This is a genomic window from Microbacterium mitrae (genome assembly GCF_008017445.1).
GTDB lineage: Bacteria > Actinomycetota > Actinomycetes > Actinomycetales > Microbacteriaceae > Microbacterium > Microbacterium mitrae.
The window spans coordinates 97,601-123,953 of the sequence record NZ_VRSW01000002.1 but is presented as its reverse complement, the minus strand read 5'-3'; the positions used below and the strand labels follow the sequence as shown (position 1 = coordinate 123,953).

Sequence of the window (26,353 nt, the reverse complement as noted above, 5' to 3'; positions counted from 1 at the left end):
GCGGCGAACAGCAGGATTGCGCGACTTTTCAGCGTGAACCCCGTACCGTCAAAGCATGGGTTTCTTCCGCCGTCACAACCAGCCGCCAGCGCCCGTTCCGGTGACGCTCACCGATCCCCCGCGCCCGTCGTTCTGGGCCGATAGCTTCGGCAAGCTCGCCACCCGCTCGCTACAGGTGATTATTGTGATCGCGCTCACGGCGGGCGTCATTATTGCCATGCGGGTGCTGAACGTCGTGGTGATCCCGGTGATTCTTGCCCTCATCTTCGCCTCGGCATTTGCGCCGGTCATGCGGTGGCTGCGCGCTCGCGGCTTCTCTTCGCTGTGGGCAACCATCATCGCGATGCTCGGCAGCGTTGTTGTGTTGGGCGGCGTCGTCTGGCTCATCGTGTGGCAGGTACGAACGCAGTGGCCGATGCTCGCAGAGAAGGCCGCGGCCGGCTGGGCACTGTTGGTCGATTGGGCCACCCACCTCGAACTCCCGTTCGTTATCGACCAAGATCAGATCGACCAGTGGCTTAGTCAGGTTGGCGATTTTCTCACCAGCGCGCAGTTTGGTTCCGGCGCCCTCGCGGGTGTTGGCGCGGTAGCGAGCTTCTTCACCGGCCTCGTGCTGCTGATCGTGGTGCTGTTCTACTTCTTGCGTGACGGTCGAGCGATTTGGGAGTTCTTGCTGCGCCCGTTCCGCGGCACGCACGAGCAGCGCGCACGTCGGGTCGGAACCAAGACTGTTGAGACGCTCGGATCTTACGTTCGCGGCACGGCAGCGGTGGCCGCCGTTGACGCGATCGGCATTGGCATTTGCCTGTTCATCCTGCAGGTTCCGCTGGCCCTGCCACTTGCCGTACTGGTGTTTCTGCTGGCCTTCATTCCGCTGGTCGGTGCGACGGTCGCCGGCATTCTCGCGGCGCTCGTCGCGCTCGTCGCCAACGGACCCTTTATCGCGCTCGTCGTCGTTGCCGTGGTGATCGGCGTCAACCAGATCGAGGGCAACTTCTTGCAGCCGGTGCTCATGGGGCGCTCGCTCAAGTTGCACTCCCTCGTGATTCTGATCGCGTTGGCCGTTGGCACGCTGCTCGGTGGCGTGCTCGGTGCGGTGCTCGCGGTTCCGATCGCTGCCGTCGCATGGGGCATCATTCAGGTGTGGGATGGCCCCAACACCCCGGCGGTGTGGGCGCGAAAGCATGTCACGGCGCCAGCACCGCAGGAGTAACGCGGTGCTTGAGTAGCCCTGGCACGGAGTCCCGGTCTACGGTGTGCGCTTCGAGGTCTCTGCGGCGGCGACGATGCGGTTCACCATGCCGCTAAAGATCAGCCCATGAAACGGCAGCATCGCTAGCCAGTAGAGGCGCCCGGAGAGCCCGCGCGGGAAGAAGACGGCCCGCTGCCGGTAGACGGCACCGTCTGGCTGTGGCTCAACTCGCAATTCCAGCCAGGCCTCCCCTGGCACCTGCATCTCCGCGCGCAGCCGCACGATGCGTTCCGGTTCGAGGTGTTCAACGCGCCACACATCCAACGCATCGCCCACGGCAAGCCTGCGGCGCGATCGTCTTCCGCGAGTCATACCGACCCCACCCATGACCCGATCGATCAATCCGCGCATCGACCACAACACGGCCGCTGAGTACCAGCCATTGCGGCCGCCAATCTGCGTGACAACGGTCCACACGGCCGCAGGTGTCGCGTGCGTTCGTCGGCTTCGTTCGTCGGTGAAGACGGTGCGGCCCGCCCATTCCGGGTCGCTCGGCATTGGTGCACTGGGCGCCAGGGGCACCCGCGCGTCGACCCAACTGGTTTCTACATCGTCGCGTTCCATACGACCAATCGCCAGCCGCACAGCCTGCCGATACGAGGTGAGCCCACCGGGCGGCGGGGCGATGACCGCATCGATGTCGTGGTTTTTCATGATGCAGTCGTGTTGCAAAGACTCGACGAGCGGGCGAGCGATTGACCGTGGAACGGGCGTCACCAGCCCCACCCAGTGCGAGGCCAGCTTCGGGGTAAACACCGGCAGTGCCGCGATTCCTCGCTGCGGAAGCCCCGCCTCAACGGCGTACCCATTCATCATTTGCCCGTAACGCAACACGTCCGGTCCGCCAATGTCGAAGGCGCGATTGAGCGTGGCTGGCACGAGCGGTGCCGCCAACAGGTAATACAGAACATCGCGGATCGCGATCGGCTGAATGAAATTGCGCACCCACCGTGGCGCCGGCATATAGGGCAACACCTCGGTGAGGTGGCGCACCATCTCAAAAGAAGCGGATCCGGAACCAATGATGACGCCCGCCTGCAGCACCAGGGTCGGCACGCCGGAGGCAAGTAACACGTCGCCGACCTCGCGCCGCGAGGCGAGGTGAGCGGAGAGCGTGACGCCGTCGGGGTGCAACCCTCCCAGGTACACAATGCGCGTGACACCTGCGCGGGCGCTCTCGGCGGCGACAGCTTCGGCGATCTGCCTGTCGGCCTGTGCGAACCCTCGGCCCGCCGTCATCGAATGCAGGAGGTAGTAGACGATGTCAACATCATGCAGCGCCTCACTAATCGCCGTGGTGTCGCGGGCATCTCCCGTCACGACGTCAACGGCGCTTCCCCAGGCGAGGGCTTCTACTCGCGGGCGCGACCGGGTGAGCACTCGTACCCGGTAGCCTCCGGCGAGCAGCCGAGGAATGAGCCGCCCACCAACGTAGCCGGTGCCACCCAACACGAGCACGCGCGGCGCCGGGGAGCCGTTGTGATGCCTGGCGCGAAGCGCGCGTTCACGCCCGGTGGGAAAGCTGAGATCCACCCCATCGTCTCGCTCTCGGTTGCCAGTGGTCGTCATGTCACTCCTCGGCGGTGCGCTCAGAATGTTGCCCGGGCTGTTGCTGAGTCGCCCAGGTCTCGTGGTCAGCGGTCATGGCGCTCGTCATGTCATCGAGAAACGCGGTGACCACCTCCCGCTGGTCAGCGGTGAGCTTCTCGGCCGCATAGAACCTTCGTGCCTGTTGCCTACCCACGACGCGCCGAATAAGCGCCTCCGTTCGCGGGGTGACATCGATGCGAAGGGCGCGGCGATCATCGGGGTGCAGTGCCCGCACGACATGACCTCCGCGTTCCAATCGATTGAGGAGCTTTGTCATCGAGGCGGCTGACATCTGAAGGTGCTGAGCTAGCATCTTTGGTGTCACCGGCTCACCGGCACGAGTGGCGACCACCAGGTGCCGCAGTGCCTTCATCTCCGGCACACTCAGCGCCATCGCTTCGCGAGAAGCCTCGGCCAACTCGCGTTCTGCGTCGCGCAGTCGAGCAAGCGCATTCATCACCATCGTGATGCCGTCACGATCACCGTCAGACACATCGGGGGCATTGATGGTGGCGCTCTCTGCTGAGGCATGCACAAGGTCGTCGTGCCCGAGCATGATGGCGGCTCTGGCCGCAGCCGACTCGCGTGCTTTCATTGGCACACCCCCGGAATCCGAAACCTCAAAAATAGTTTCCTATGGTTTACTATATCGCTAAGGCTACTTTTTTGGTCACGAATCCTGGGAGGCGACATGACGTCACCGTCGGAACAGGTGGTTCTGCTGGCCGATGATGGCACGGCGATCGGATCTGCGCTGAAGAGTGAGGTGCACGGGCACAACACTCCCCTGCACCTCGCGTTCTCGTGCTATCTCACCGACGAGCATGGTCGTCTTCTTGTCACCCGCCGCGCCCTCTCCAAGCAAACCTGGCCGGGCGTGTGGACGAACAGCTTCTGCGGTCATCCCGGGCCCGGCGAAGACATGGAACAGGCGATCGTGCGTCGGGCTCGCGAGGAGCTCGGTGCTGAAATCGCCGATCTGCGACTGCAAGTCGCGGGCTTTCGTTATCGTGCCGTCGACGCATCAGGCATCGTGGAAAACGAAGTCTGCCCCGTCTTCAGCGCGACGCTTGTTGCCGGTGTTTCACCCGCGCCGAGCGAAGTCAGCGAGTGGGAATGGGTGAGGCCGGTCGACCTCGCCACCGCCATCGACTCGGCGCCCTTTGTGTTCAGCCCGTGGCTTCGTGAGCAACTACCGCTCCTGCTCGCCGCCGGAACATTTGCTCCCGCGGTCGCGTCATGACCAGCACACGCACACGCCCGCAGTCCGCGACCGCCTTGGCAGCCGAAATCAGCAACCGCCTCGCCGCGGTGATGGCGCTACGCGCGACACAAGCCGCCGCACACGGAACCGATTTCGCCGAATTCTGGCACGTCGCCTCCCAGTGCGCTCAGGGCGGCAAGCTGCTGCGCCCTCGACTTCTGCTCGGATTGTTCGACGCACTCCGGGCTCCTGAACACGCCGATCCGGCGGCACGCACCGCCGCAATTGACTTGGCGGCTGCGGTCGAGCTCCTGCACTTCTCCTTCCTGCTCCACGACGACCTGATCGACGAAGACCTGGTGCGGCGCGGGGTTCCCAACCTCATCGGCCGACTCGCCGGAGTTGGCGCGCTCAACGCGAGTAATGGTTCCGTCGATGTCGCACGCCTGCACTGGGCGCGAAGCAGTGCGTTGCTTGCGGGAGATCTGATGCTGACGATCGCGCACCAGATGTTCGCTCGGGTGGGTGTGGCGGAGGCGGCACGGCTTCGCGCGCTCGACGTTCTCGACACCGCCGTGACCGAGACCGTTGCCGGCGAATACGTTGACGTCGGACTTTCTGATGCACAAATCGCGCCGACACTCACGCTCGTTCTCGAGATGACTCGCATGAAGACGGCCACCTACACGTTTGAGCTACCGCTGCGGCTCGCGGCAATCATGGCGGGCGCGGAGCATGCTGTCGAGCAGCGCCTGGGCGATATCGGCCGCCATCTCGGAGTCGCGTTTCAGCTGCAAGACGATCTACTGTCTGCATTTGACGCGACGGCGGCGCACGGAAAAGACCTGTTCTCAGACTTTCGCGAGGGCAAAGAGACGGCCCTGATCGCATGTGCGCGCCTCACCAGTGAGTGGCCCCACGTTGAACGACTCCTACAGGCCGGCGACCTGTCGGCGAGCGCGGGGCGCGCTCTGCAGCGGCTACTCGAATCGTGCGGCGCACGGGCAGCTGTCGAGGCGATCGTGCAAGACCAGCTCGACATCGCACGCGGCCTGCTGGTCGCCGATGCAACGTCGATTCCGCCAGCCGCGGCCGATTTTCTTCTCGACGTGATGGAACAGCTTCGCGGGAGGCGGGCATGATGCGAGAGCTGCACGACCTTGACCCTCTCGAGCGGTACATTGTCGCGTCAGAGCGCGCCGCCGACCAGGTGATTCGCGCATATTCCAGCTCCTTTGGCGCGGCAACGCGCCTGCTCGGCGCGCGCCACCGCCGACACGTCCGCAACATCTACGCGCTGGTGCGCGTCGCAGACGAACTCGTCGACGGCGTCGCCGCCGGGGCACATCTCGCGAGCATTGAACAGCTCGCACGTTTGAACGCGCTGGAGACCGAAACCAACAATGCGGTGCGTACCGGCTACAGCAGCAACCCCATTGTGCAGGCCTTCGCCAGCACGGCACGCATCGCCGGCATTGACGCGACGCTGACCGCTCCATTTTTCGCCTCCATGCGCACCGACCTTGATCCGATTTCGGTCACCGCGCAGGCGCCGGAACCAGCACTCGTGCCAGCGAGAGCGGCCTCCGCTGCCGAGCCAGTTGGGGTTGCTACCGCCGGCGGCCACCGGTTTGATGCGCAGGCGCATGCCAGCTACGTCTACGGTTCAGCCGAGGTTGTCGGCCTGATGTGCCTGCGCGTGTTCGTGCGCGACGAATCGCTCACCGTCGAGCAAACCCACACGCTGGAGCAGGGCGCCCGTAGCCTTGGCGCGGCCTTTCAGAACGTCAACTTTCTGCGGGATCTCGCCGATGACACCGAGCGGCTCGATCGCAGCTACTTGAGCCCAGACGATGTCATCACCGAAGATTGCAAGGCACAGTGGGTCGCAACGATTCGCCTTCAGCTTGCAGAAGCTGAGGCCGTTCTGCCCCTGCTTCCCCGCGATGCCCGCGTTGCGGTGGATTGCGCCCGGCGTCTGTTCTCCAGGCTGAACGATCGCATTGCCGAGCGGACGGTGGCACAGATCATGCAGCAACGGGTGCGCGTTTCACAACCCGGCAAGCTGGTGTTGATCGCTCAGGCTCTCACCGCGCGAGGAGCGTCATGACTCGCACCATCGTTGTCGGCGCCGGCATCGCCGGACTCGCGACCGCAGCACTCCTGGCGCGCGAAGGTCACGAGGTCACGGTCTTGGAGCGTGGTGAGCGCGTCGGCGGTCGCGCGGGCACCGTTGAGCGGGGCGGGTTTCGGTTTGACACCGGACCCTCGTGGTATCTCATGCCGGGAGTTTTTGACCACTTTTTTGACCTGCTCGGCACGAGTACCGCGGAGCAACTCGACCTCTGCACGCTCGACCCGGGCTATCGCCTGTTCACAGAGCCAGCGAAGGGCGAAGATGCCGGCAGCGTGGTGATTCCCGCTGGCGTCGAACGAGTCATGGCGACATTCGACGAATTGGAACCAGCAAGCTCGCGCAGATTGCGCCGCTATCTTCGATCGGCACGATCTGCCTCCGATATGGCTGAGAGGTACTTCCTCTACAACCCGTTCACGCGGGTGCGGTCGCTTCTGCGCGGCGACATCGTACGATCGCTGCCGCGGCTCACCACCCTGCTGACGAACTCCCTTCAGCGCTTCGTGCATCGCCGGTTCCGCCACCCCGCACTGCGCCAGGTGTTGAAATACCCGGCCGTCTTTTTGGGAACCGACCCGCGTCGCGCGCCAGCCATTTACCACCTGATGAGCGCGCTCGATCTGGACGACGGCGTGCAATACCCCCTCGGCGGATTCTGGGCCATCGTGCAACGACTCGAAGTGCTGGCGCGCGACGCGGGCGTGACGATTATCACCGGCGCCGAGGTCACGGAAATTCTCACGCAACCGGACGATGGCCGGTGGCGTGCTGCCGGGGTTCGCTGGCGAGACGCGGCGAACGTCGAACACGTGGAGACGGCCGACATCGTCGTCTCCGCCGCCGACCTTCATCACACCGAGACGGCGCTGCTTCCCCCGCATGCGCAAAGCTACCCAGAAGCGTGGTGGCAGCGTCGCGAAAGCGGCCCCGGCGCCGTGCTGGTGCTCCTCGGTGTTGAGGGCGAATTGCCGCAGTTGCCTCACCACTCGTTGTTCTTCACGGCCGATTGGGATGCGAACTTCGATGCGATCTTCGGCCCCTCCCCCGTGGTTCCGCAGCCCGCATCGCTTTACGTCTGCAAGCCCAGCGCGACCGATGCGAACGTCTCCCCCGATGGCTCAGAGAACCTCTTCATCCTGGTTCCGGTGCCCGCCGACGTGGCGATCGGCCGCGGCGGCGTCGATGGCTCGGGCAGCGCCGAGGTCGAAGCAACTGCCGATCGCGCGATCGAGCAGGTTGCACAGTGGGCAGGGATTCCCGATCTGCGCGAGCGCATCGTGGTGCGCGAAACCATCGGCCCAGCCGACTTCGAAAGCGACTACAACTCGTGGCGCGGCGGCATGCTCGGACCGTCCCATATTCTGCGCCAGAGCGCAATGTTCCGAGCACAGAATGCATCACGTCGCGTGGCCGGCCTGTACTACGCGGGCGCCACGACAGCACCGGGCGTTGGCGTACCCATGTGCCTGATTAGCGCCGAGCTCGTCTTAAAGCGAATTCGCGGCGATCACTCCCCCGGCCGCACCACGGCCTCACGTGGTTCCGGCGCGCGAAAGGACCAACCGGTTCATGCTCATTCCTGATTCGTTGCAATACATTGCGCTGATGGCGGCGTGCCTGGTGCTCACTTTGCCGCTGGAGTTTCTCTTCGGCGCGCGCGTGTACCGGCGCCCGCTGCGGCTCGTGCAGACGTTGCTCGTGACCCTGCTGGTGTTCTCGATCTGGGACGTGATCGCCATCGGTGCGGGAATGTGGAGCTATAGCGAGCGGTTCACCAGCGGCATCATGTTGCCGTTTGGGCTGCCGTTGGAGGAGATCATCTTCTTCATCGTTATCCCCATTTGCGCGATTCTCACATATGAAGCGGTCGGTCGCGTTTTTCAGCTGGTGCGGGCGCTGGCCAGACGAGGTCGGACGACGACAGGTGGTCGGTCATGAATCCGTTTGCCGCGTACCCGGTGGCCACCCTGCTGACCATGCTCGCCGTCGTGCTGATCGAGGTGCTGTGGCTGCGAACCGGTGTCTTTCGTAGCGCGCAGTATTGGGTCGCGATGGCGATCATGTTCGCATTTCAGGTGCCGGTGGATGGGTGGCTGACGAAACTGTCTGATCCCATCGTGATGTACAACCCAGAGACCACGCTGGGGTTGCGGTTTCCGTGGGACATTCCCATCGAAGACTTCGGTTTTGGTTTTGCCATGCTGACGCTCACCATCATCGTGTGGAAGGCGCTGGGGCGCAGGCGCAGCGCGACGGAACCAGGTGCGCGGCAGCGCGCGACGGAACCAGGTGCGCGGCAGCGCGGTTCACGAACGGAGCGCTGAGGTGGCTAGACAGGTTCCGGGTCGTGACCGGCGTGCCAGGGAGATTCCGGCGCCGACCGGCGACGCGCAATCGAGCCAGCCGCGCACGGTTGCCGTGGTGGGTGGTGGTATTGCCGGGCTGGCTGCCGCCTGCGGCCTCGCCGAGCGTGGCGTTGACGTCGTGCTCATCGAACCGGAAGCCCAGTTGGGCGGACGCGTGCGGGCATGGCCGGTGACGTCACCGGCGGGTGATGTCATGATGAGCCGCGGCTTTCACGCGTTCTTTCGGCAGTACTACAACCTGCGTGCCTTGCTTTCGCGTGCCGGTGACGTCGATGATCTGTTGGTTGCAGTCGATGACTACCCCGTCGTCAGTGCGCGCGGTGACCGCGATTCGTTCACGAAGATTCCGCGCACGCCGCCGTGGAATTTCATGTCTTTTGTGGCGCAAAGCCCCACCTTCACGGCGCGCGACTTAACTCGCGTTGACGTTGATACCGCTCTTTCGCTCCTGGATGTCTCTTTCCCTGAGACCTACCGCGAGCTCGAAAACGTGAGCGCGGCCGAGTTTCTTGACCGGCTACGTTTTCCGGATCGCGCGCGACATTTAGCGCTCGAGGTTTTCGCCCGCAGTTTCTTCGCCGACCCGGAGGATTTCTCGGCCGGCGAGCTGGTCGCCATGTTTCATTCGTACTTCCTCGGTTCGGCCGAGGGGCTGCTCTTCGACGTTGCGCGCGACGACTTCGACACCGCGCTGTGGCGACCCCTGGGTTCCGCGCTGGAACGCAACGGCGTGCGTCGCGTCGCGGGGCGTGTAACGCGCCTGGAGCGGGGCGACGACGGTTGGGTCGTGGAGTACAGCACGGGAGACGGTGCCGACGGCCAACAAGTGGCGGCGGACGCCGTCGTGTTGGCGGCGGGTCCCGGCGGCACACGAGACATCGTTGCGGCCTCTGGCAACATCGGAACCACCGACTGGCGGGAGCGCATGGCTGCGGTGAAGCTGGCTCCGCCGTTTGCGGTGCTGCGACTGTGGTTTGATGGCCCGGTATTGCCGGAGCGGCCATCATTCTTGGGAACCGCGGCCTTCGGGCCGCTCGATAACATCAGCGTGCTCAACCGCTTCGAGCGGGGCGCGGCGCAATGGGCCGAGCAAACCGGTGGCAGTGTTGTTGAGCTTCACGCGTACGCGGTGTCGCCAGAGTATGCCACGGATGGCGCACGCCAGCAGGAGCTTGCCAGCGAGCTTCGCCGGCAACTGGAACGCGTTTTTCCCGAGACAAGAGAGCTCACGGTGCTGGCCGAAGAGCTTCTGATCGAACAGGATTGCGCACTGTTGGGTACCGGCGCTTGGGATGACCGTCCAGAGGTGCAGACGCCCGACCCTGGCCTCGTGATCGCCGGGGACTGGGTGCGTTGCGACCTGCCCATTGCGTTGATGGAGCGTGCTGCGACGACGGGCTGGATGGCGGCAAACGAGCTGCTGGCGGGATGGGGCGTCGCAGGGCACACGCTGTGGAGCGTTCCCACCCAGGCTAGACAGCGGTGGCCGAAAGTTGCCCGGACACTTATGGCGCGGCGGCCTGGGCGGAAAAAGAAATCCTGAAGTCACGTAGCTGATAGCCCTGCACCAGGGTGTCAAACTCGCGGCGCGGCAGCTTTTCAACCGCGGCTCCCGCCCGCAACAGGGCGCTGACCAAAATATCGGTCTCCAGGAGTGCGAGGTGCGAGCCCGGGCAGCGATGTGCGCCATCTCCAAAACTCAATCCGCTGCGCTCCGCCGCCGCGAGGTTCCGCTCGGGGCATACGCTCTCCGGGTCTGGGGCGAACACCTCGGCGTCTCGATTGCTCGCGTGCACGTCGATGTCGACAAGAGTTTCGGCCGAATACGGGCACCCCGGCGCTTGCTGCTGCACCCGACGGTAGAGGTGCGCAACGGGTGGATTGAGCCGGATAATCTCGCTGAGAATGGCGGTTCGCTCGGCGGCTTCTGCGATGCGATACCGCGCCAGAAGCGCGGGAGCCTCATGTAACCGCAGCATCACCATGCTGATGAATTCGCGGGTGGTCACCATGCCTGCCGTTCCATAGGTGAGACACTCCATCAGAATCTCGCGGGGGCGGTAGCCGCGCTCAAGGAGGTGGCTGATGATGTCGTCGGCGGGCCGTTTGCGGCGTGCGCGGATCGCCGGGCGCACGTCGCGCCAGTAGAAGCTGGCAAGCGGAACCAGGGCGTCGCGGGCAGCACGCGCCCAGTCATTGCGGCTGCGGCCATGATCGTCACGAGTGTGATCGACGGGCGGCTGACGGAAGAAGGCCTCGAGTCGGCGCGCGAGGGCGCCGGTGTCGCTCGCCGTCAACCCGACAATGTCGGAGGCAACTCTCACCGAGAACAACAGGGCAAGGTCATCGAGGCGCGCGCTACCCGCACTGCGCGCCTCGGCGACCAACGTTTCGGCCGTCGCCTCGATGCTCGAACGGTGGCGTTCTTCGAGCGCGCGGGGGCTGAAAAATCGCACGAGTTGCTTGCGGTGCTCATCATGATCGGGTCCGTCATCGATCAGTATCGGACGCCGCGCAAAGAGACGAGCCGGAATCCGCTCCGCGGTGAACCCGGCCTGAGTGGTCGCGCCCTTCGCGCGCAGCAGTTCCTGGCTCGGTTTCAGCCGCGTCAGAGCGACGACAGCGCGGGCGGCTCCCACCGTGGTGCGGTCGCGGCGCGGCACGGGTGGCTGCCTAGGCGCGTGCGGTGCGCACGTGGAACCACAGGGTCAACTCGCTGAGCGCGCGTAGCACCTGAGCCGGATCATCACTGCGTTCGAGGTCGTCGAACGTGCTGCGAAAGCCCGTCGGCAAGGCCGCTGGAGCTTGCCGCAATGGCTCGTATCCCATCGTCCAGGAGGCGAACCGCCGCGCGGTGATGGGCATTTCCAGCAGCACGCGCAGATTCGTGTGGCGCGTATCGGCGCTGATGGAACGGTACAGAGCCCTGACGTCGTCTTCTGCGCCCTCGAGGCACTGCACGAACCGGCCATCGCGGTATAGCAAGATGCCGGTGATGTTGAGGCGATCGTTCTTCGCGCGCGCCTGCTCCAAAAGCGCGATCAACGCCAGCTCGGCGGTGTCGCCGGTGGCCTCGCTTGTGTAGACGAGAGTGAAAAGGGCAGCGGTATCGCTCACGGGTTCACACTCCCTTGCTCGGTCGTTGGCGCTTGGTTCTGTGGGTTGGCGTCTCGCGACTCAACCAGGCAGCGCATTGCCGAGTCGAGGTTCCGAAAGTACCCCACCTGCTGAGAGAACGCGTTAAAGACCTGAAACGCCTCGGGCTTGATTCGGTCGATGAAGCCGACGAAGCCGCTGCTATCACTTGCGACGTAGAACCCGTCTTCCACACATGCCCAGGTGAGCGCGCCTCGATCATTAGCGCTGGCTGGATCCTCAGGCACACAAACCTCGTTCATCGTCAAAGAGAGCTTCTCTCGCCAGTATTGACGAATGCGTCTGGTTTGACAACGCGCGACACCCTCCTCTCGTCTGGTTGATACAGGACCTTCAACTGGCTAGAGGGTTCGCCGATGCGCATGCCGAGCGGGCACGGAAGATTCCGGGGCACTGCTATCGGGCGGGAGCAGACGTATGATGTCAGCAGAGGCGGAGGCCTCAGGACGGGAGCCATCATGACCGAGCCAGACCGCCCGCCAACGCGGCACCTCACCGAAGACGAGTGCTGGGAGCGTCTCTCCCGCGCACCGTACGGACGGATCGCCGCCACTGCCGCCGGGGAGATCGATATTTTCCCCGTTAACCACAAGGTCGATGGGCGCGCCGTTGTCTTTCGCACCGCGGCCGGAACCAAGCTGCTCGAGCTCACGATCCGCAGTTCGATCGCGTTCGAGATTGACGGCTACGACGATGTCGAGGCCTTCAGCGTGGTCGTCAAGGGCACCGCGGAAGAATTCGACCGGGGCGCCGAGGTGACGGCAGCGGAAAGCCTGGGAGTGCAGCCGTGGGCTCCAGAAGAAAAGGACAGGTGGGTGAAGATCACTCCGGTCAGCGTTTCTGGTCGAGTGTTCGATCTACCCCCTGCTCCCTGACCCGCTTAAGCCGTGCGTTCGATCGGCACCCGCACGAGATTGCCCCACTCCGCCCAGGAGCCGTCGTAGTTGCGTACGTTCTGCATGCCGAGCAGGTGCGTCAGCACGAACCAGGTGTGCGCTGACCGCTCACCGATGCGGCAGTACACGATGACATCGTCGTTGGGTGAGAGGTTCAGGGCGCCGGTGTAGATGCCGTCGAGCTCGTCACGCCCACGAAACTGGCCGTCCGGCCTCCCGGCACTGGCCCACGGAATGTTGACGGAACCAGGAACATGCCCGCCGCGGAGCGTGCCCTCGAGCGGGTAGCCCGGCATGAAGGTCACCTCACCGCTGTATTCCGCCGGCGAGCGCACATCGATCAGCGGGTTGCCCTCGTGCACGAGCACATCGCTGGCGAACGCCCGCACGGTGTGGTCATCGCGCTCGGCGAACGGATAGGCGCTCGGCGTGGTCCGCTCTGGTAGGTCTGTCGTCAGCGGCAATTCCTGCGACACCCAGTAGTCGCGCCCGCCGTTCAGGAGGCGAACGTCTGCGTGGCCAAAGAGCGTGAATACCCACAGCGCATAGGCTGCCCACCAGTTGTTGCGGTCACCATAAATGACGACCGTCGTTTCGGGTGTGATGCCTAGCCGCTGCACGAGCGCCTGAAAGGCGGAACCATCAACGAAGTCGCGCATCACGGGGTCGTTAAGGTCGGTGTGCCAATCGATCTTGCGTGCACCGGGAATGTGGCCGGTTTCGTAGAGCAAGACGTCTTCATTCGACTCCAACACGACCAGGTCGGGGTGGTGTCGATGAGCGATCAACCACGGCGCCGTCACGAGTCGCTCCGGGTGCGCGTAGTCCTGAAGTTCAGCGGCGGGGTCGGCGGGCAGTGTCATCGGTGCTCCTCATGTTTCGCTTGAGATTTTCAAGCGTGAGTATTTCAACTCTCACTGCTAGAATACTTTGTGTACGAATGATTTGGGCACAAATTGAGGAGAAGGATCATCATGACCACGACACGCGCACCACAATCGACATCAACGCAGTCAAGCAACGGCGGAGAGGTTGTGACCGTCGTGAGTTTTGTGATCGCCTTCGCGTTCTTCATCGGCGGCATGTTCTTGCTTGGCCGCTCCGTAAGCGTCACCGGCGCCGAGTTTTGGGTGTTCGCCGCCGGCATCGTCTCGTGCGCCTTCGCCTACGTCATCCCGATGCACATTCTGCGCCTCTTCGACGGCGCATAGCGCGCAACTCAGCCCATGGTTCCGCTCGTCCGACGGCGCAACTTTGGGCATGACGTCTTGAGGAGCGGAACGACAACGGCCCGGCTCCGCGAGTATTCGCAGAGCCGGGCCGTTGTGATGTTCAAGGGGTGGGTTAGAAGTCCCAGTCTTCGTCTTCGGTGGCGACGGCCTTGCCGATGACGTACGACGAGCCGGAACCACTGAAGAAGTCGTGGTTCTCGTCGGCGTTGGGCGACAGCGCCGAGAGAATTGCCGGGTTCACGTTGGTGACCGTCGAGGGGAACATGGCCTCGTAGCCGAGGTTCATGAGCGCCTTGTTGGCGTTGTAGTGCAAGAACTTCTTCACGTCTTCGGTGAGACCCACCGGGTCGTAGAGGTCTTGCGTGTACTGCACCTCGTTGTCGTACAGCTCAAACAGCAGGTTGAACGTGTAGTCCTTCAGCTCCTGCTTGCGCTCTTCGGTCTCGTTCTCCAGACCCTTCTGGAACTTGTAGCCGATGTAGTAGCCGTGAACGGCCTCATCGCGAATGATGAGGCGGATGAGGTCTGCCGTGTTGGTGAGCTTGGCGCGTGATGCCCAGTGCATCGGCAGGTAGAAGCCGGAGTAGAACAAGAAGGACTCAAGCAGGGTCGACGCGATCTTTCGCTTGAGCGGGTCGTCACCGTGGTAGTAGTCGACGATAATCTGCGCCTTGCGCTGCAGGTTTTCGTTTTCGGTTGACCAGCGGAACGCCTCGTCGATCTCTTTCGTCGACGCGAGCGTCGAGAAGATCGAGGAGTAGCTCTTGGCGTGTACCGACTCCATGAACGCGATGTTCGTGTAGACAGCCTCTTCGTGCGGCGTAATCGCGTCGGGGATCAGCGACACCGCGCCGACCGTGCCCTGCACGGTGTCAAGCAGCGTGAGGCCGGTGAAGACGCGCATGGTGAGCGTCTGCTCCTCCGGCGTCAGTGTGTTCCACGACTGAATGTCGTTCGACAGCGGCACCTTCTCGGGCAGCCAGAAGTTGTTGACGAGACGGTTCCAGACCTCGAGGTCTTTGTCGTCTTCGATGCGGTTCCAGTTGATCGCCTGGACCTTGTTAACGAGCTTCAGCTTGTCCGGAGTCACGCGCTGCCTTCCGACGAAAAGTTAAGGGATTTTCGGCCAAAAGTTGCTCCCTGAGGCCTTCTTCAAATACTACATGTAGGTACCGACACCGCACCCGGACGCTAGATGGTGTGTTGACCCTGCCTCACGAAAAGCATGGCTCCCTGGCCCGCTCCGCCGCGTCGTTTCGATCGGTTGACGAGCCCCGCGTTCTCCAACCTCGTCTGCACGACTCGCGGCAGCGGCGGGAGCACGGCGCCACGACCACGCGGCAATTTGGCGAGACCAGCGACAATTTCCAGCCGTTCCCCCGACGTGGTGCGAACCCTCAGCCGCGAGTATTCGCCCCCGCCACCCCACCACAGATCGCGAATCTGTTCGTACCGCACTGTGCGATCTCCGCGCTTGGAGTGCACCTCTACGCGATCCATGCCGAACTGAATTTGATAGTCCGCCTGCCTGCGGCGCAGCACAGCAACCAGACCGACATAGGCGGGAATGCCAAAAACGACGGCGAGCAGCACCAGCATGAAGCGGGGCCCGAACATGAGCGCCGCGTCGCCAGTGGCGATCAGGAGCGCGGCGATACCCAGACCGCCAATGAGCACGACGGCAACAATCCAGATTGTGAGAGTGCGCAGCGTCGTCTCCACCGCGGCAAAGCTAATGGTGGCACGACGCGGCTCGTGCACCCACTCCGGGTTAATGAGCTGAACTGCTGGGCGCCGAGCGAGCGCAGAAATCCAGCCGATGAGGGTGAGTGATAACCACGCCAACGCGGGCGGGAGTGCGAGCATCACGGCATAAGCCGTTCCATGCGCGCTGGCGGGCAGGGCGGCGTACATGTCAGCCTGCGTCATCCACCAGACGCCGGCCCAACCACCCAGCGTCACGGCCAGATGCACAACCGGGCCGACGCGTGACGGTAGCAGCCTCAATAGCGACGTCACCGTGACGCCCAGCACGGCGCCGGCAACGATGCTCATCAGAAACGGCAGGAAGTCTGGTTCGAACTGCTGCTGAATGAGGGCACCGGCACCGAGTAGCAACACCACGACGACCGCGGTAGCAGCGAGCGCCCAGCGCACCGGCCGCATGACGGTCGAAGGCTGCCCGGTGGTGTCTGCGTGCACCACGCCAGCATAGGGCGACGCGACTCGGCGACGCGACCGGCGCCCGAGCATGATCGCGTGCCGCACACCCGAGCCGCTCCCCCTCCGAACGCAACAGCGGGTCGCGATAAACGCAACGAAGGGGGTGCACCAATCGGTGCACCCCCTTCGTTCAGGTTGGCGTTACAGCATGCAGCTGACGCAGCCCTCGATCTCGGTTCCTTCCAGCGCCATCTGACGCAGGCGGATGTAGTAGATCGTCTTGATGCCCTTGCGCCATGCGTAGATCTGCGCACGGTTGATGTCACGCGTGGTCGCGGTGTCTTTGAAGAACAGCGTCAGCGACAGGCCCTGGTCAACGTGCTGGGTTGCCGCAGCGTAGACGTCGATGACCTTCTCGTAACCGACCTCGTATGCGTCTTGGTAGTACTCCAGGTTGTCGTTCGTCATGAACGGTGCCGGGTAGTAGACGCGACCGATCTTGCCTTCCTTGCGGATCTCAATCTTCGACGCGATCGGGTGAATCGACGACGTCGAGTTGTTGATGTAGGAGATCGAGCCGGTCGGCGGAACGGCCTGCAGGTTCTGGTTGTAGATACCGTGCTGCTGCACAGAAGCCTTGAGCGCCGCCCAGTCTTCGCGGGACGGCAGGGCGTGTCCGGCAAACAGTTCTTTTGCCTTGTCCGTCACCGGCAGGAAGTCATTTTCCAGGTACTTGTCGAAGAACTCACCGCTTGCGTACTTTGAGTCGGCGAAGCCGTCAAACGATTCGCCGCGCTCGATTGCGAGCTTGTTCGACGCGGTCAGCGCGTGGAACAGCACGGTTGCAAAGTACACGTTGGTGAAGTCGATCGACTCTTCAGAGCCGTAGTACACGTGCTCGCGGGCAAGGTAACCGTGCAGGTTCATCTGGCCGAGGCCAATGGCGTGTGAACGGTCGTTGCCGTCTTCGATCGAGCGAACCGACTCAATGTGGCTCTGGTTCGATACCGCCGTGAGCGCGCGGATCGCGGTGTCGACGGTTCCGCCGAGGTTGCCGCCATCCATCGCCAGCGCAATGTTCATCGAGCCCAGGTTGCACGAGATGTCTTTGCCGATGACGTCGTACGACAGGTCGGCGTTGTACGTGGTCGGGGTGTTGACCTGCAGAATCTCCGAGCACAGGTTCGACATGTTGATGCGACCCTTGATCGGGTTTGCCGCATTCACCGTGTCTTCAAACATGATGTACGGGTAACCAGACTCAAACTGAATCTCGGCGAGCGTCTGGAAGAACTCGCGAGCGTCAATCTTGGTCTTCTTGATGCGCGCGTCATCAACCATCTCGTGGTACTTCTCGGTGACCGAAATGTCGCCGAACGGAACCCCGTACACCTTCTCGACGTCGTACGGCGAGAACAGGTACATGTCTTCGCCCTTCTTCGCGAGTTCGAAGGTGATGTCTGGAACCACGACACCGAGCGAGAGGGTCTTGATGCGGATCTTCTCGTCAGCGTTTTCACGCTTGGTGTCGAGGAATCGCATGATGTCGGGGTGGTGCGCGTTGAGGTAAACCGCACCCGCGCCCTGACGAGCGCCCAGCTGGTTGGCGTAGCTGAAGCTGTCTTCGAGCAGCTTCATGACCGGGATGATGCCCGACGACTGGTTTTCGATCTGCTTGATCGGCGCACCCGACTCGCGGATGTTTGACAGCAACAGTGCCACACCGCCGCCGCGCTTGCTCAGCTGAAGCGCCGAGTTGATGCCGCGGGCGATCGACTCCATGTTGTCTTCAATGCGCAGCAGGAAGCAGCTAACGAGCTCGCCGCGCTGCGCCTTTCCGGCGTTGAGGAACGTGGGCGTTGCCGGCTGGAAGCGACCAGAGGTGATCTCATCGACGATCTGCTCGGCAACCTTCTGGTCGCCGTCGGCGAGGGCCAGCGCGGTCATCACGACGCGGTCTTCGAAACGCTCGAGGTAGCGCTTGCCATCAAACGTCTTCAGCGTGTAGCTGGTGTAGTACTTGAACGCACCGAGGAAGGTGTCAAAGCGGAACTTCGCCGCGTACGCGCGGTCGTTCAGCGACTGAATGAACTCGATCGGGTACATGTTGATGACCCGCGGCTCGTAATACTCCTTCTCCACCAGGTAGTCGAGTCGCTCCTGCAGGGAGTGGAAGAAAACCGTGTTCTGGTTGACGTGCTGCAGGAAGTACTCGCGAGCAGCCCGGCGGTCGGCGTCGAACTGAATCTTGCCCTCGGCGTCGTAGAGATTCAGCATCGCGTTCAGCGAGTGATAGTCCATACCCTCGTATGCGGGGTTGTTCTTGAAGGTCTTATCTTCCTTCACTGCAGCTTCCACCATCGTTCCAATCCGTCGCTGACGCGATCGACATCTTCGCTCGTGCCAAATAGCTCTACTCGGTACAAGTGCGGCACGTGGCACTTGCGGCTAATGATGTCTCCGGCAAGGCAGTAGGCCTCGCCGAAATTTGAGTTGCCGGCTGCAATGACGCCCCGGATATTGCTTCGGTTCTGCTCGTCATTGAGAAACCGAATGACTTGCTTGGGAACCGCGCCGTGGCCGTCTCCCCCACCGTAGGTGGGTGTGACGAGAACGTACGGCTCATTGACCACGAGGGGCTCATCGGTGCGGTGTAGCGGAATGCGCTCAGCCCGCGCACCGAGCTTCTCAACAAAACGCGCCGTGTTGCCAGACACGCTTGAGAAGTACACGATGAGCGGAACATCGTGGAGCTGTCGACGTTCGGCAGCGACGGCCGCAACCGACATGACACCCCTCCGGGGTCAGGCCAGGCGCGAGGCGAGCTCGTCGATCTTGTCGGGACGAAAGCCCGACCAGTGGTCTTCATCCGTGATGACGACCGGAGCCTGCATGTAGCCCAGAGCCTTGACCTGCTCAAGCGCCGCCTCGTTCTGCGAGACGTCGAGAATTTCGTATTCAATGCCCTTGGCGTCGAGTGCGCGGTAGGTCGCATTGCACTGTACGCAGGAGGGCTTGGTGTAGACCGTGACCGACATATTTTGACCGTCTTTCCCTCGTAAATTCTGATTTTGCCCGGCGATCCCCCGCCGGTCACTCAATACTACATATAGGTACCGACATTGAGGCTGACCACAAGAACTAGTAGTTACATTCTTGTAGTTATCCACCGCTCTCCCCTAATACAACACAATTTGTCCACCGTTTCATCCACAACCAGAGCACCTCGTAGCACCCTCAAAAACCGCATGTTCTCGCGCTTCGCTGAACGGCCGGATTGATCCATCCACAGGAACAGCCGAAGCGGCGCGTTTCGCAGACCGAATTGCTGTGGACAACTACCGTCGGCGTGTCGCGGCGTGTCGATATCGACCCCTTCAGACCACGCACATTCGGCGACAATCTGCAACACCATTTTTGCCCCGGTGGCAAGAATCTTGACACCGAACTGCACCGACGAGACGGTATTCTTAGGACTCGTGGCATCAGCGGGATACAAGGACCTACTCAACACTCCTGGCGTCGGGCGTATCATCGCGGCGCAGCTCATTGCGCGTTTCCCCAACGGCATGGTTTCGCTGGCGATTCTCATGCACGTTGAGCAGGCAACGGGCTCATACGGCAACGCCGGACTCGTGCTCGCCGTCACCTCCATTGGGCAGGCCATCTCCGGCCCCGTGATCAGTCGATGGATGGGCAAATGGGGCATGCGCCCGGTGCTCCTCATCTCGATGGTGATTTGCGCGCTTGCAATCTCCGCGATCGCGCTGTCACCCGCGAGCATGCCGCTTTACATCACCTTCGGATTCATCGCGGGAATCTCCAACCCGCCCATTCAGTCGGCGGTACGCACCATCTACCCGAAGATGGTGACCGCAAAGCAGCTCAACCCGCTGTTCGCGCTGGATGCTTCGCTGCAGGAGATCATCTGGATCATCGCCCCGGTGCTGATCACCTTTATCGTGATGCAGATTTCGACCACCATCGGCCTCTGGGTGATCGTCACGATTCTGGTGCTCGGTGGACTCTGGTTTATCTACTCGCCCGAGGTCGGACGGGTGCGCATTCCGCAGAGCCGTCGCGCCCTCGGCAAGGTGCTGACCAGGCCCGCGGTGTTGCTTGCGACGATCATGGGCTTCCTGCTGATTGGCGCGTGCGCAGCGGTCGAGGCGGGCGTGATCGCAACGTTCGGCCACTCGGAAGATGGCGGTCACGGCGGCGGCCTCGAAGCAGGGCTGGTGCTCGCCGTCTTCTCCGTTGGCTCCCTCATTGGCGGACTCTTCTCCGGTCGCCTCGCCATTTCGCAGTGGGCGATGGCACGCCGCCTGCTGATCGTGACCGCGGGCCTTGCTGTCATCCCCTTCTTCGTGAACCCGTCGTGGGCGGGTCAGCCCTACGCCATCGGCGCCGCACTCACGATCGCCGGATTGGGTGTTGCTCCCGCCCTCGCCGTCATCTTTGCGATGACAACCGCGAGCGTGAAGTTCTCCGACACTGCCGAGGCGTTTGGCTGGGTGGCAACCGGCCAGCTCATTGGCGCGGCAGCCGGCTCCGCGGTCGCAGGCTTTCTCATTGACGGCATCGGCCCGAGCGGCGCATACATCGCTGCCGCAGGCTTCGCCGGGCTGGGCCTGATCATCGCGGTTCTCGCCGTGCGGGGCTTCCCCGACCTACGCTTCCGTGACGCCTCACCGCTCCCCGACACGGCGCCCATTCGCACCGTCATCTAACCCTCTCCACACCGCGCTGCGTGGTTCCGCAGCCCTTCCTGCACGACGAACCACAAAACCGTAGGCTGTCGGCATGACCACTCCTGTGATTCTGCCGCTGACCACTTGGGGATCTGCCACGGCGCCGCTGCGCGCACTGTTGGTGCATGGGCTGGGGTCAAATGGCGCGCTGATGTGGCGCACCGGAACCATGCTGAGCGAGCTGGGATGGCGCGCGGACGCCGTTGACTTGCGCGGGCACGGCACGGCCCCGCGTGCGCTCGACTACACGATTGCCGCCTACGGCACCGACCTACAGCACACCCGCAACGACGACGGGCCGTGGGATCTGGTCGTGGCGCATTCGCTCGGCGGAGCGGCGGCAACCTGGGCCGCCGCGAACGACGCGACGTGGACAAGACGGCTCATCCTCATCGACCCGGCCATCCGTCTTGCCGGGCGGGACCATCGCATCATTCTTGCCAGCCAGCAGCGGTCCTTTGCCGATGGTTCCGTTGAGGCATCGATGGCCGAGCACCCGAACTGGCACCAGCAAGATCACGAGCTGAAGGCGCTGTCGGTGGCGCAATCCAGCCACTGGGCGATTGAGCAAACCCTTGAGCAGAACGAGGAGACGTGGGATGTGCGCGCGGAGGCGGCACGTCTGGGCGTGCCGACCCACATCATCGGTGCTGACCCGTCCGTCTACTCCATCTTCACCGGCGACCTTGCCGCCGAAGTGCTGGCGAACCCGGTGATCACAATGACCGTCGTTCCGGGCGCTGGACACTCACCCCACCGCGACAAGCCGACGGCGTACGTCGAGCAGCTAGCCGAGGCGATCGGCCAGTAGCCGAGCCCGCACCAAGCAGACGCGAGAGAATGGCACCATGACGTTCGATGCCAAAGCGTATTTGCCCGACGATCTGATTGCTCGAATTCGTGAGCGAGCGCCACTGATTGATGCCGAGAATCGGTTTCCTGATGAAGACTTGGCGGAGCTTCGCGCAGCCGGGTATCTGAAGATTTTGGTGCCGACCGATCGCGGCGGCGCCGGGCTCACCCTCGAGCAGGCGGCCGTGCTGCAACAGCGCTTGGCGACCGCAGCGCCTGCGACGGCACTCGCCATCAACATGCACCTGGTGTGGACCGGGGTTGCGAAAATCATGCGCGACCGCGGCTTTGACGATCTCGCGTTCGTGCAGGACGGCGCCGCCCGCGGTGATGTCTTCGCGTTCGGAATCTCAGAGGCGGGCAACGACCTCGTGCTCGGCGGGTCTGACACCATAGCGAGCCCCACCGCCGATGGCGGGTACACGTTCACCGGCACGAAAATCTTCACGTCGCTTGCCCCGGTGTGGACCCAGCTTGGCCTGCACGGCCTCGACACCACAGACCCAGAGAACCCGCGCCTGGTGTACGCGTTCATCGACCGCACCGACGCGGTCGTGACCCGCGACGACTGGAACACCATCGGCATGCGCGGCACGCAGAGCCGCACAACGGAACTGCACGGTGCCGTCGCCGCCCCCGCTCGCGTTGCGCGCGTGGTTCCGCTGGGCGAAACCGATCCCATCATGTTTGGCATCTTCGCCGCGTTCGAGATTCTGTTGGCATCGGTCTATACCGGCATCGCTCGCCGCGCGATCGATGTGGCGGTCGAGACGGTGGGCAAGCGCCGTTCTAAGAAGACGGGCAAGTCGTATGCGAGCGATGCTGACATTCGCTGGCGTATCGCCGAGGTGGGGCTGGCGTACGACGCGCTGCTCCCCCAAATCGCGATGATCTCGCGCGATGTCGATGACCTCGTCGACCATGGTGCGCTGTGGTTTGCGAAGCTCTCCGGCCTCAAGCACCGCGCCGTGGTGATGGCGAAGCACGTCGTCGATGAGGCGATGCTCACCGGCGGTGGCAGCAGCTACTTTGCGCGCAGTGAGCTTCAGCGTCTGTACCGCGATGTGCTGGCCGGCATGTTCCATCCGTCTGACCCAGAGTCAGCACACGCCACGATGGCTACCGCCTGGCTTGGCGCCGCCGAGGAGTAATCATGGCCGATGAGCGACAGCATGATGAGCCGCCCCAGCCGGGGCATCAGCCCAGCGGAACCTCGTGGAAGACGGAGGCTGAGCGCGCTGCGGTGGTCGAGTGGGCCATTCAGCAGGCGATGCGCCAGGGAGCCTTTGACGACCTTCCGGGCGCAGGCAAACCGTTGCCCGATCTTGGCACGCACCACGACCCCGACTGGTGGATTCGTCGCAAAATTCAGACCGAGAAGCTCGAGGGTCTGGGACCTGCGGCGCTGACGCTGCGAGTCGAAGATCGCCAGTTGCACGACACTCTTGACGCGTTTCGGCGCGAGGCGGAGGCGCGAGAGCATCTGGAGGACTTCAACCGGCGCGTTGTCGAAGCCCGACGTCAACTCAACGGTGGGCCACCCGTCGTTACGCCACTACGCGACATCGAGGCGGAGATTGCGGCGTGGCGAGAGCGCCAAGCCGCCCCGCAATCGCAGCCAGCCGTCGAACGTGACGAACCCGCCAAGCGGCGGCGCTGGTTCCGGCGCTAGCTACTTGCCCGACACCTCGAAAGCCTTCAGCATTTCGGCGATCGCCTGCTCGCGCTGGTCGCCACCATGCTCCATCATGTGGCTCACGTGCTCGCGCAGGTGGTTTTCGAGGAGAAGCTTGTTGAGCGACTCGAGCGAGCGCTGAATGGCGCGTGACTGCGTGATGATGTCCATGCAGTAGTCCTCGTTGTCGATCATCTTCGCGAGGCCGCGCATTTGCCCTTCCAGAATGCTGGTTCGGTGCAGTGCACGTTTTTTGATGTCTTCGATCACGCTCGAAGCCTACTCCTGGTGAAAGGATGGCGGCATGGTTCGCACACCAACAGCCCTGCTTTCTCCCGCCGATCAAGAGCGTCGCCGTGCGCTTCGCACCATGAAGGGTGTGGCCCTTGGCGCGCTGATCGGCATGGCGGTGCTGTTCTGCATCGCGTTTGTGCTGCAGCGCGACATTCCCGCGTGGGGTTATGTGCGGGCCGCCGCTGAGGGTGGCATGGTCGGCGCGCTGGCCGACTGGTTCGCCGTGACGGCGCTGTTTCGGCACCCGATGGGCATTCCGATTCCGCACACCGCGATCATCCCTAAGCGCAAAGACGAGATCGGACGCTCGCTGGGCGAATTTGTCGAGACCAACTTTCTCTCCGGCGAAATTGTGCAGCAAAAGCTGAGCACGACGGCGATGGCTCAGAAACTCGGAACCTGGCTGAGCGAACCGGATCACGCGCGGCGGGTGGGCTCGGAGGCTGCCACCATGGCGGCGAACGTGCTGCGTGCGCTCAGCGATGATGACGTGCAAGATCTCATTGGCGATCTGGCACGCGATCATCTTCTGAACCCGCAGTGGGGTCCGCCTGCGGGTACCTGGCTCGGCAAGGTGGTCGATTCCAATGCGCATCACGGCGCCGTTGACCTCGCCGTCGACAGCATTGCCACCTGGCTTGCCAACAACCAGAGCTACTTCACGGGGCTCCTCTCCAAGCGCCTGCCGTCGTGGGTGCCATCGCTGGCGCATCGTTTGGTGGATGACACCGCCTACAAGGAGGCGGTCAAGTTCGTTAGCGCCGTACAGGCCGACAAGAACCACCAGGCGCGGCGCGCCATTGACGCCTACCTTGCCAAACTTGCCGACAACCTGCAGCACGATCCGGCCACGATGGCGAAGTTGGAAGATGCGAAGTCGGCAGTATTTGACAGCCCGAGGGTGCGAGAGCTTGCGGGTGAGGCCTGGAACACGGTCAAGAACGGCCTGCTGGAGTCGTTGGAGAATCCGGCCAGCACGTTGCGCGCCCGCATCGATGCGGCGATCTTCGATTTCGGTCAGCGCTTGGTGCGCGATGAGGCGTTGCAGCAGCGACTCGATGCCTGGATCACTCAGGCCGCGGTGTTCGTGGTGGAGCGGTACAAGCACGATATCGCCAGCATCATCACCGACACGGTGGAGCGCTGGGATGCCAGCGAGACCACCGAGAAGATCGAGTTGATGGTCGGCAAAGACCTGCAGTTCATTCGCCTCAACGGAACCATCGTCGGCGCGCTCGCCGGGGTTGCGATATACACGATTGCGCACGCGCTACTGGGCGCGTGACCGCGCGGCGTGCGTTTCTTCTCCGCGTCGATTCATGTCGACCGTGGCGACAGTGTCGGTGATCGGGCGTAGCCTCCCCTCATGGGGACACACGCAGATATCCGAGGAATCATTCCGCCGTACCTGCTGAGCAAGCTGGCTGACGACGGCGCCGAGCAATATCCTGTGGCGGCCGCTGCCGCACGCAAGACACTTGCCGTCGGGCGCCCGCCGTTTCGCCATCGCGGTCAGATCGATCTTTCGGTGGACGACACCGGTTCGCTCGTCATCGAGCTGACAGATGCGCCCAACCGCACCATTTTCGATGCTCAGAACGCCCGTTCTTTGCCCGGACTCATCGTTCGCGAGGAGGGCGAAGAGCCGACCGCCGATGAGACCGTAAACGCCGCCTACGACGGCCTGGGTGCAACGTATGACCTGCTGTTGGCGGCGTTTGAACGCAATTCTCTCGATGGCGCCGGCGCCGCGCTGCACGCCACGGTGCACTACGGCGAAGACTACGACAACGCGTTCTGGGATGGCGAGCGAATGGTGTTCGGCGATGGCGACGGAGAAGTGTTCAGCGGCTTCGCAAACTCCGTCAGCGTGATTGGGCATGAATTGGCGCACGGCGTCATTCAGCACACCGCAAACCTGGTGTATCGCAATCAGTCCGGCGCGCTGAACGAGTCCATTTCGGATGTCTTCGGGGCGCTCACCGAGCAGTACCTCGCCGAGCAGACGGCTGATGCCGCCAGCTGGCTCATTGGTTCCGAAATCTTTACCGACGCCGTTCAGGGTGTGGCGCTCCGCAACATGCTGGAGCCTGGAACCGCGTACCACGACGATGTGTTGGGCACTGACCCGCAGCCCGGCCATATGCGCGACTTCGTCACGATGACCGAAGACAACGGCGGCGTTCACGTCAACTCCGGTATTCCTAACCGTGCGTTCGCACTGCTCGCGCTCGATCTCGGCGGCTTTGCGTGGGAGCGTGCCGGCGTGATCTGGTATCACGCGCTGACGGGCACTCTGTCCGCCACGGCCACCTTCACGGAGTTTGCCGACGCTACTGTTTCTGCCGCCCAGGCGGAGTACGGTAATGCTTCAGAGGAGGTGCGCGCCGTTGAGCGGGCCTGGCGCGCGGTTGGCGTCTATGACGAACCAGAACGACGAGACCCCGCCGCCGAGTAGGCAGCGGCGGGCAGCCGGTCACCCCCACGTGGCAGTGCGCATTAGCCGTTCTGGTGGGGTTGCGGGAATTACGCGCCGCTGGCAGGCGGAGGCACCCCGAGGCGATGAAGCTCAGTGGGTTGCCGCCATCGAAGACTGCCCGTGGGAGGAGGCCGTCGGCTACGATGACCACGCCTCACGGGCTGATGACTTTATGTGGCGCATCGTCGCGGTGATCCGCCACGACGAGCGATCAATCACGCTCCCCGACGAGTACGTGACCGGGCCATGGCAGCATCTCGTCGGCGTCGTCCGTGACGCCAGCACGAGGTGAGCCACGCCGCGGTG

Annotated in this window: 29 protein-coding genes; 17 read left to right on the top strand and 12 right to left on the bottom strand. The window is 63.2% G+C overall.

The window, feature by feature from the left end:
* The first annotated feature begins 55 nt into the window (after window positions 1-55).
* Window positions 56-1,213, top strand: a complete 1,158-nt coding sequence (locus FVP60_RS07445; RefSeq protein ID WP_147825651.1) for an AI-2E family transporter — start codon at window positions 56-58, stop codon at window positions 1,211-1,213.
* Between the two features lie 36 nt (window positions 1,214-1,249).
* Here the strand turns inward: FVP60_RS07445 and FVP60_RS07440 are convergent, their stop codons facing one another.
* Both FVP60_RS07440 and FVP60_RS07435 read right to left on the bottom strand, forming a co-directional pair.
* The gene (locus tag FVP60_RS07440) at window positions 1,250-2,821 is read right to left on the bottom strand and encodes an SDR family oxidoreductase (RefSeq protein WP_147825650.1); all 1,572 of its coding nucleotides are present in this window, start codon (window positions 2,819-2,821) and stop codon (window positions 1,250-1,252) included.
* A 1-nt stretch (window position 2,822) separates the two neighbouring features.
* Window positions 2,823-3,437, bottom strand: coding sequence for a MarR family winged helix-turn-helix transcriptional regulator (locus tag FVP60_RS07435; RefSeq protein ID WP_147825649.1), 615 nt, complete (start codon window positions 3,435-3,437; stop codon window positions 2,823-2,825).
* A 96-nt stretch (window positions 3,438-3,533) separates the two neighbouring features.
* On the opposite strand from FVP60_RS07435, the gene idi reads away from it, so the two are divergent.
* From idi to FVP60_RS07400, 7 genes are read left to right on the top strand one after another with little or no spacing between them, the layout of a single operon-like run.
* Window positions 3,534-4,085, top strand: coding sequence for an isopentenyl-diphosphate Delta-isomerase (idi, locus tag FVP60_RS07430; RefSeq protein WP_147825648.1), 552 nt, complete (start codon window positions 3,534-3,536; stop codon window positions 4,083-4,085).
* Window positions 4,082-5,188: a polyprenyl synthetase family protein gene (locus FVP60_RS07425; protein ID WP_147825647.1), complete on the top strand. Its 1,107-nt coding sequence runs from the start codon at window positions 4,082-4,084 to the stop codon at window positions 5,186-5,188. Before idi ends, FVP60_RS07425 begins: the two co-directional genes overlap by 4 nt.
* Complete coding sequence (locus FVP60_RS07420) at window positions 5,188-6,156, top strand: phytoene/squalene synthase family protein (protein WP_342779454.1); 969 nt, start codon at window positions 5,188-5,190, stop codon at window positions 6,154-6,156. The genes FVP60_RS07425 and FVP60_RS07420 overlap by 1 nt, the downstream gene beginning before the upstream one ends.
* On the top strand, window positions 6,153-7,766 hold the full coding sequence (gene crtI, locus FVP60_RS07415) for a phytoene desaturase family protein (RefSeq protein WP_147825645.1): 1,614 nt from the start codon (window positions 6,153-6,155) through the stop codon (window positions 7,764-7,766). Before FVP60_RS07420 ends, crtI begins: the two co-directional genes overlap by 4 nt.
* Entirely contained in the window at window positions 7,753-8,121 is a 369-nt protein-coding gene (locus tag FVP60_RS07410) for a lycopene cyclase domain-containing protein (protein ID WP_147825644.1), read from the top strand. The genes crtI and FVP60_RS07410 overlap by 14 nt, the downstream gene beginning before the upstream one ends.
* On the top strand, window positions 8,118-8,507 hold the full coding sequence (locus FVP60_RS07405; protein WP_147825643.1) for a lycopene cyclase domain-containing protein: 390 nt from the start codon (window positions 8,118-8,120) through the stop codon (window positions 8,505-8,507). Before FVP60_RS07410 ends, FVP60_RS07405 begins: the two co-directional genes overlap by 4 nt.
* A 1-nt stretch (window position 8,508) precedes the next feature.
* Entirely contained in the window at window positions 8,509-10,092 is a 1,584-nt protein-coding gene (locus FVP60_RS07400; RefSeq protein WP_147825642.1) for an FAD-dependent oxidoreductase, read from the top strand.
* Here the strand turns inward: FVP60_RS07400 and FVP60_RS07395 are convergent.
* Genes FVP60_RS07395 through FVP60_RS07385 form a run of 3 tightly spaced genes read right to left on the bottom strand, consistent with a single transcriptional unit; the run spans window position 10,055 to window position 11,953 of the window.
* On the bottom strand, window positions 10,055-11,212 hold the full coding sequence (locus tag FVP60_RS07395) for a cytochrome P450 (RefSeq protein WP_246132517.1): 1,158 nt from the start codon (window positions 11,210-11,212) through the stop codon (window positions 10,055-10,057). The two genes, FVP60_RS07400 and FVP60_RS07395, sit on opposite strands and share 38 nt — an antisense overlap.
* Before the next feature lie 10 nt (window positions 11,213-11,222).
* Window positions 11,223-11,666 carry a BLUF domain-containing protein gene (locus FVP60_RS07390; protein WP_147825641.1) on the bottom strand — a complete coding sequence of 148 codons (444 nt, stop codon included), beginning with the start codon at window positions 11,664-11,666 and terminating at the stop codon, window positions 11,223-11,225.
* On the bottom strand, window positions 11,663-11,953 hold the full coding sequence (locus FVP60_RS07385; protein ID WP_147825640.1) for a hypothetical protein: 291 nt from the start codon (window positions 11,951-11,953) through the stop codon (window positions 11,663-11,665). The genes FVP60_RS07390 and FVP60_RS07385 overlap by 4 nt, the downstream gene beginning before the upstream one ends.
* 210 nt (window positions 11,954-12,163) lie before the next feature.
* On the opposite strand from FVP60_RS07385, the gene FVP60_RS07380 reads away from it, so the two are divergent.
* Window positions 12,164-12,580, top strand: coding sequence for a pyridoxamine 5'-phosphate oxidase family protein (locus FVP60_RS07380; RefSeq protein WP_147825639.1), 417 nt, complete (start codon window positions 12,164-12,166; stop codon window positions 12,578-12,580).
* Window positions 12,581-12,585: 5 nt separating this feature from the next.
* Here the strand turns inward: FVP60_RS07380 and FVP60_RS07375 are convergent, their stop codons facing one another.
* Window positions 12,586-13,464, bottom strand: a complete 879-nt coding sequence (locus tag FVP60_RS07375; protein WP_147825638.1) for a sulfurtransferase — start codon at window positions 13,462-13,464, stop codon at window positions 12,586-12,588.
* Between the two features lie 111 nt (window positions 13,465-13,575).
* On the opposite strand from FVP60_RS07375, the gene FVP60_RS07370 reads away from it, so the two are divergent.
* Window positions 13,576-13,812 carry a hypothetical protein gene (locus FVP60_RS07370; protein WP_147825637.1) on the top strand — a complete coding sequence of 79 codons (237 nt, stop codon included), beginning with the start codon at window positions 13,576-13,578 and terminating at the stop codon, window positions 13,810-13,812.
* Between the two features lie 133 nt (window positions 13,813-13,945).
* On the opposite strand, the gene nrdF is transcribed toward FVP60_RS07370, so the two are convergent.
* The 5 genes from nrdF to nrdH form a co-directional block, all read right to left on the bottom strand.
* Complete coding sequence (gene nrdF / locus FVP60_RS07365; protein ID WP_147825636.1) at window positions 13,946-14,923, bottom strand: class 1b ribonucleoside-diphosphate reductase subunit beta; 978 nt, start codon at window positions 14,921-14,923, stop codon at window positions 13,946-13,948.
* 101 nt (window positions 14,924-15,024) lie between these two features.
* Window positions 15,025-16,035 carry a hypothetical protein gene (locus tag FVP60_RS07360; protein ID WP_147825635.1) on the bottom strand — a complete coding sequence of 337 codons (1,011 nt, stop codon included), beginning with the start codon at window positions 16,033-16,035 and terminating at the stop codon, window positions 15,025-15,027.
* 162 nt (window positions 16,036-16,197) lie between these two features.
* Entirely contained in the window at window positions 16,198-18,357 is a 2,160-nt protein-coding gene (gene nrdE, locus FVP60_RS07355) for a class 1b ribonucleoside-diphosphate reductase subunit alpha (RefSeq protein ID WP_147825634.1), read from the bottom strand.
* Window positions 18,339-18,785, bottom strand: a complete 447-nt coding sequence (gene nrdI, locus FVP60_RS07350) for a class Ib ribonucleoside-diphosphate reductase assembly flavoprotein NrdI (RefSeq protein ID WP_147825633.1) — start codon at window positions 18,783-18,785, stop codon at window positions 18,339-18,341. Before nrdI ends, nrdE begins: the two co-directional genes overlap by 19 nt.
* Window positions 18,786-18,800: 15 nt before the next feature.
* Window positions 18,801-19,034, bottom strand: coding sequence for a glutaredoxin-like protein NrdH (gene nrdH, locus FVP60_RS07345; RefSeq protein ID WP_147825632.1), 234 nt, complete (start codon window positions 19,032-19,034; stop codon window positions 18,801-18,803).
* A 441-nt stretch (window positions 19,035-19,475) separates the two neighbouring features.
* Here nrdH and FVP60_RS07340 point away from each other — a divergent pair, with 441 nt between their 5' ends.
* The 4 genes from FVP60_RS07340 (at window position 19,476) to FVP60_RS07325 (ending at window position 23,271) form a co-directional block, all read left to right on the top strand.
* On the top strand, window positions 19,476-20,726 hold the full coding sequence (locus FVP60_RS07340) for an MFS transporter (RefSeq protein ID WP_281289120.1): 1,251 nt from the start codon (window positions 19,476-19,478) through the stop codon (window positions 20,724-20,726).
* Window positions 20,727-20,799: 73 nt separating this feature from the next.
* Complete coding sequence (locus FVP60_RS07335) at window positions 20,800-21,558, top strand: alpha/beta fold hydrolase (protein ID WP_147825631.1); 759 nt, start codon at window positions 20,800-20,802, stop codon at window positions 21,556-21,558.
* Between the two features lie 37 nt (window positions 21,559-21,595).
* On the top strand, window positions 21,596-22,750 hold the full coding sequence (locus FVP60_RS07330; RefSeq protein WP_147825630.1) for an acyl-CoA dehydrogenase family protein: 1,155 nt from the start codon (window positions 21,596-21,598) through the stop codon (window positions 22,748-22,750).
* A 2-nt stretch (window positions 22,751-22,752) separates the two neighbouring features.
* A complete protein-coding gene (locus FVP60_RS07325; protein WP_147825629.1) occupies window positions 22,753-23,271 on the top strand; it encodes a DnaJ family domain-containing protein in 519 nt (172 codons plus the stop codon).
* Here the strand turns inward: FVP60_RS07325 and FVP60_RS07320 are convergent, their stop codons facing one another.
* Window positions 23,272-23,544 (bottom strand): metal-sensitive transcriptional regulator, encoded by a 273-nt coding sequence (locus FVP60_RS07320; RefSeq protein ID WP_147825628.1) that lies wholly within the window; start codon window positions 23,542-23,544, stop codon window positions 23,272-23,274. It lies immediately after the preceding gene.
* A gap of 34 nt (window positions 23,545-23,578) precedes the next feature.
* On the opposite strand from FVP60_RS07320, the gene FVP60_RS07315 reads away from it, so the two are divergent.
* From FVP60_RS07315 to FVP60_RS07305, 3 genes are all read left to right on the top strand, one after another.
* The gene (locus tag FVP60_RS07315) at window positions 23,579-24,853 is read left to right on the top strand and encodes a DUF445 domain-containing protein (RefSeq protein ID WP_147825627.1); all 1,275 of its coding nucleotides are present in this window, start codon (window positions 23,579-23,581) and stop codon (window positions 24,851-24,853) included.
* Between the two features lie 81 nt (window positions 24,854-24,934).
* Window positions 24,935-26,026: a M4 family metallopeptidase gene (locus FVP60_RS07310; RefSeq protein WP_187240603.1), complete on the top strand. Its 1,092-nt coding sequence runs from the start codon at window positions 24,935-24,937 to the stop codon at window positions 26,024-26,026.
* Window positions 25,989-26,339: a protealysin inhibitor emfourin gene (locus FVP60_RS07305; protein ID WP_147825626.1), complete on the top strand. Its 351-nt coding sequence runs from the start codon at window positions 25,989-25,991 to the stop codon at window positions 26,337-26,339. Before FVP60_RS07310 ends, FVP60_RS07305 begins: the two co-directional genes overlap by 38 nt.
* The last annotated feature ends 14 nt before the right edge of the window (window positions 26,340-26,353 follow it).

Bases quoted from the DNA above. Each gene is read 5' to 3' on its own strand.
- FVP60_RS07445 (WP_147825651.1), top strand. From the start codon at position 56: ATGGGTTTCTTCCGCCGTCACAACCAGCCGCCAGCGCCCGTTCCGGTG.
- FVP60_RS07440 (WP_147825650.1), bottom strand. From the start codon at position 2,821: ATGACGACCACTGGCAACCGAGAGCGAGACGATGGGGTGGATCTCAGC.
- FVP60_RS07435 (WP_147825649.1), bottom strand. From the start codon at position 3,437: ATGAAAGCACGCGAGTCGGCTGCGGCCAGAGCCGCCATCATGCTCGGG.
- idi (WP_147825648.1), top strand. From the start codon at position 3,534: ATGACGTCACCGTCGGAACAGGTGGTTCTGCTGGCCGATGATGGCACG.
- FVP60_RS07425 (WP_147825647.1), top strand. From the start codon at position 4,082: ATGACCAGCACACGCACACGCCCGCAGTCCGCGACCGCCTTGGCAGCC.
- FVP60_RS07420 (WP_342779454.1), top strand. From the start codon at position 5,188: ATGCGAGAGCTGCACGACCTTGACCCTCTCGAGCGGTACATTGTCGCG.
- crtI (WP_147825645.1), top strand. From the start codon at position 6,153: ATGACTCGCACCATCGTTGTCGGCGCCGGCATCGCCGGACTCGCGACC.
- FVP60_RS07410 (WP_147825644.1), top strand. From the start codon at position 7,753: ATGCTCATTCCTGATTCGTTGCAATACATTGCGCTGATGGCGGCGTGC.
- FVP60_RS07405 (WP_147825643.1), top strand. From the start codon at position 8,118: ATGAATCCGTTTGCCGCGTACCCGGTGGCCACCCTGCTGACCATGCTC.
- FVP60_RS07380 (WP_147825639.1), top strand. From the start codon at position 12,164: ATGACCGAGCCAGACCGCCCGCCAACGCGGCACCTCACCGAAGACGAG.
- FVP60_RS07375 (WP_147825638.1), bottom strand. From the start codon at position 13,464: ATGACACTGCCCGCCGACCCCGCCGCTGAACTTCAGGACTACGCGCAC.
- FVP60_RS07370 (WP_147825637.1), top strand. From the start codon at position 13,576: ATGACCACGACACGCGCACCACAATCGACATCAACGCAGTCAAGCAAC.
- nrdE (WP_147825634.1), bottom strand. From the start codon at position 18,357: ATGGTGGAAGCTGCAGTGAAGGAAGATAAGACCTTCAAGAACAACCCC.
- nrdI (WP_147825633.1), bottom strand. From the start codon at position 18,785: ATGTCGGTTGCGGCCGTCGCTGCCGAACGTCGACAGCTCCACGATGTT.
- nrdH (WP_147825632.1), bottom strand. From the start codon at position 19,034: ATGTCGGTCACGGTCTACACCAAGCCCTCCTGCGTACAGTGCAATGCG.
- FVP60_RS07335 (WP_147825631.1), top strand. From the start codon at position 20,800: ATGACCACTCCTGTGATTCTGCCGCTGACCACTTGGGGATCTGCCACG.
- FVP60_RS07330 (WP_147825630.1), top strand. From the start codon at position 21,596: ATGACGTTCGATGCCAAAGCGTATTTGCCCGACGATCTGATTGCTCGA.
- FVP60_RS07325 (WP_147825629.1), top strand. From the start codon at position 22,753: ATGGCCGATGAGCGACAGCATGATGAGCCGCCCCAGCCGGGGCATCAG.
- FVP60_RS07315 (WP_147825627.1), top strand. From the start codon at position 23,579: ATGGTTCGCACACCAACAGCCCTGCTTTCTCCCGCCGATCAAGAGCGT.
- FVP60_RS07310 (WP_187240603.1), top strand. From the start codon at position 24,935: ATGGGGACACACGCAGATATCCGAGGAATCATTCCGCCGTACCTGCTG.
- FVP60_RS07305 (WP_147825626.1), top strand. From the start codon at position 25,989: ATGACGAACCAGAACGACGAGACCCCGCCGCCGAGTAGGCAGCGGCGG.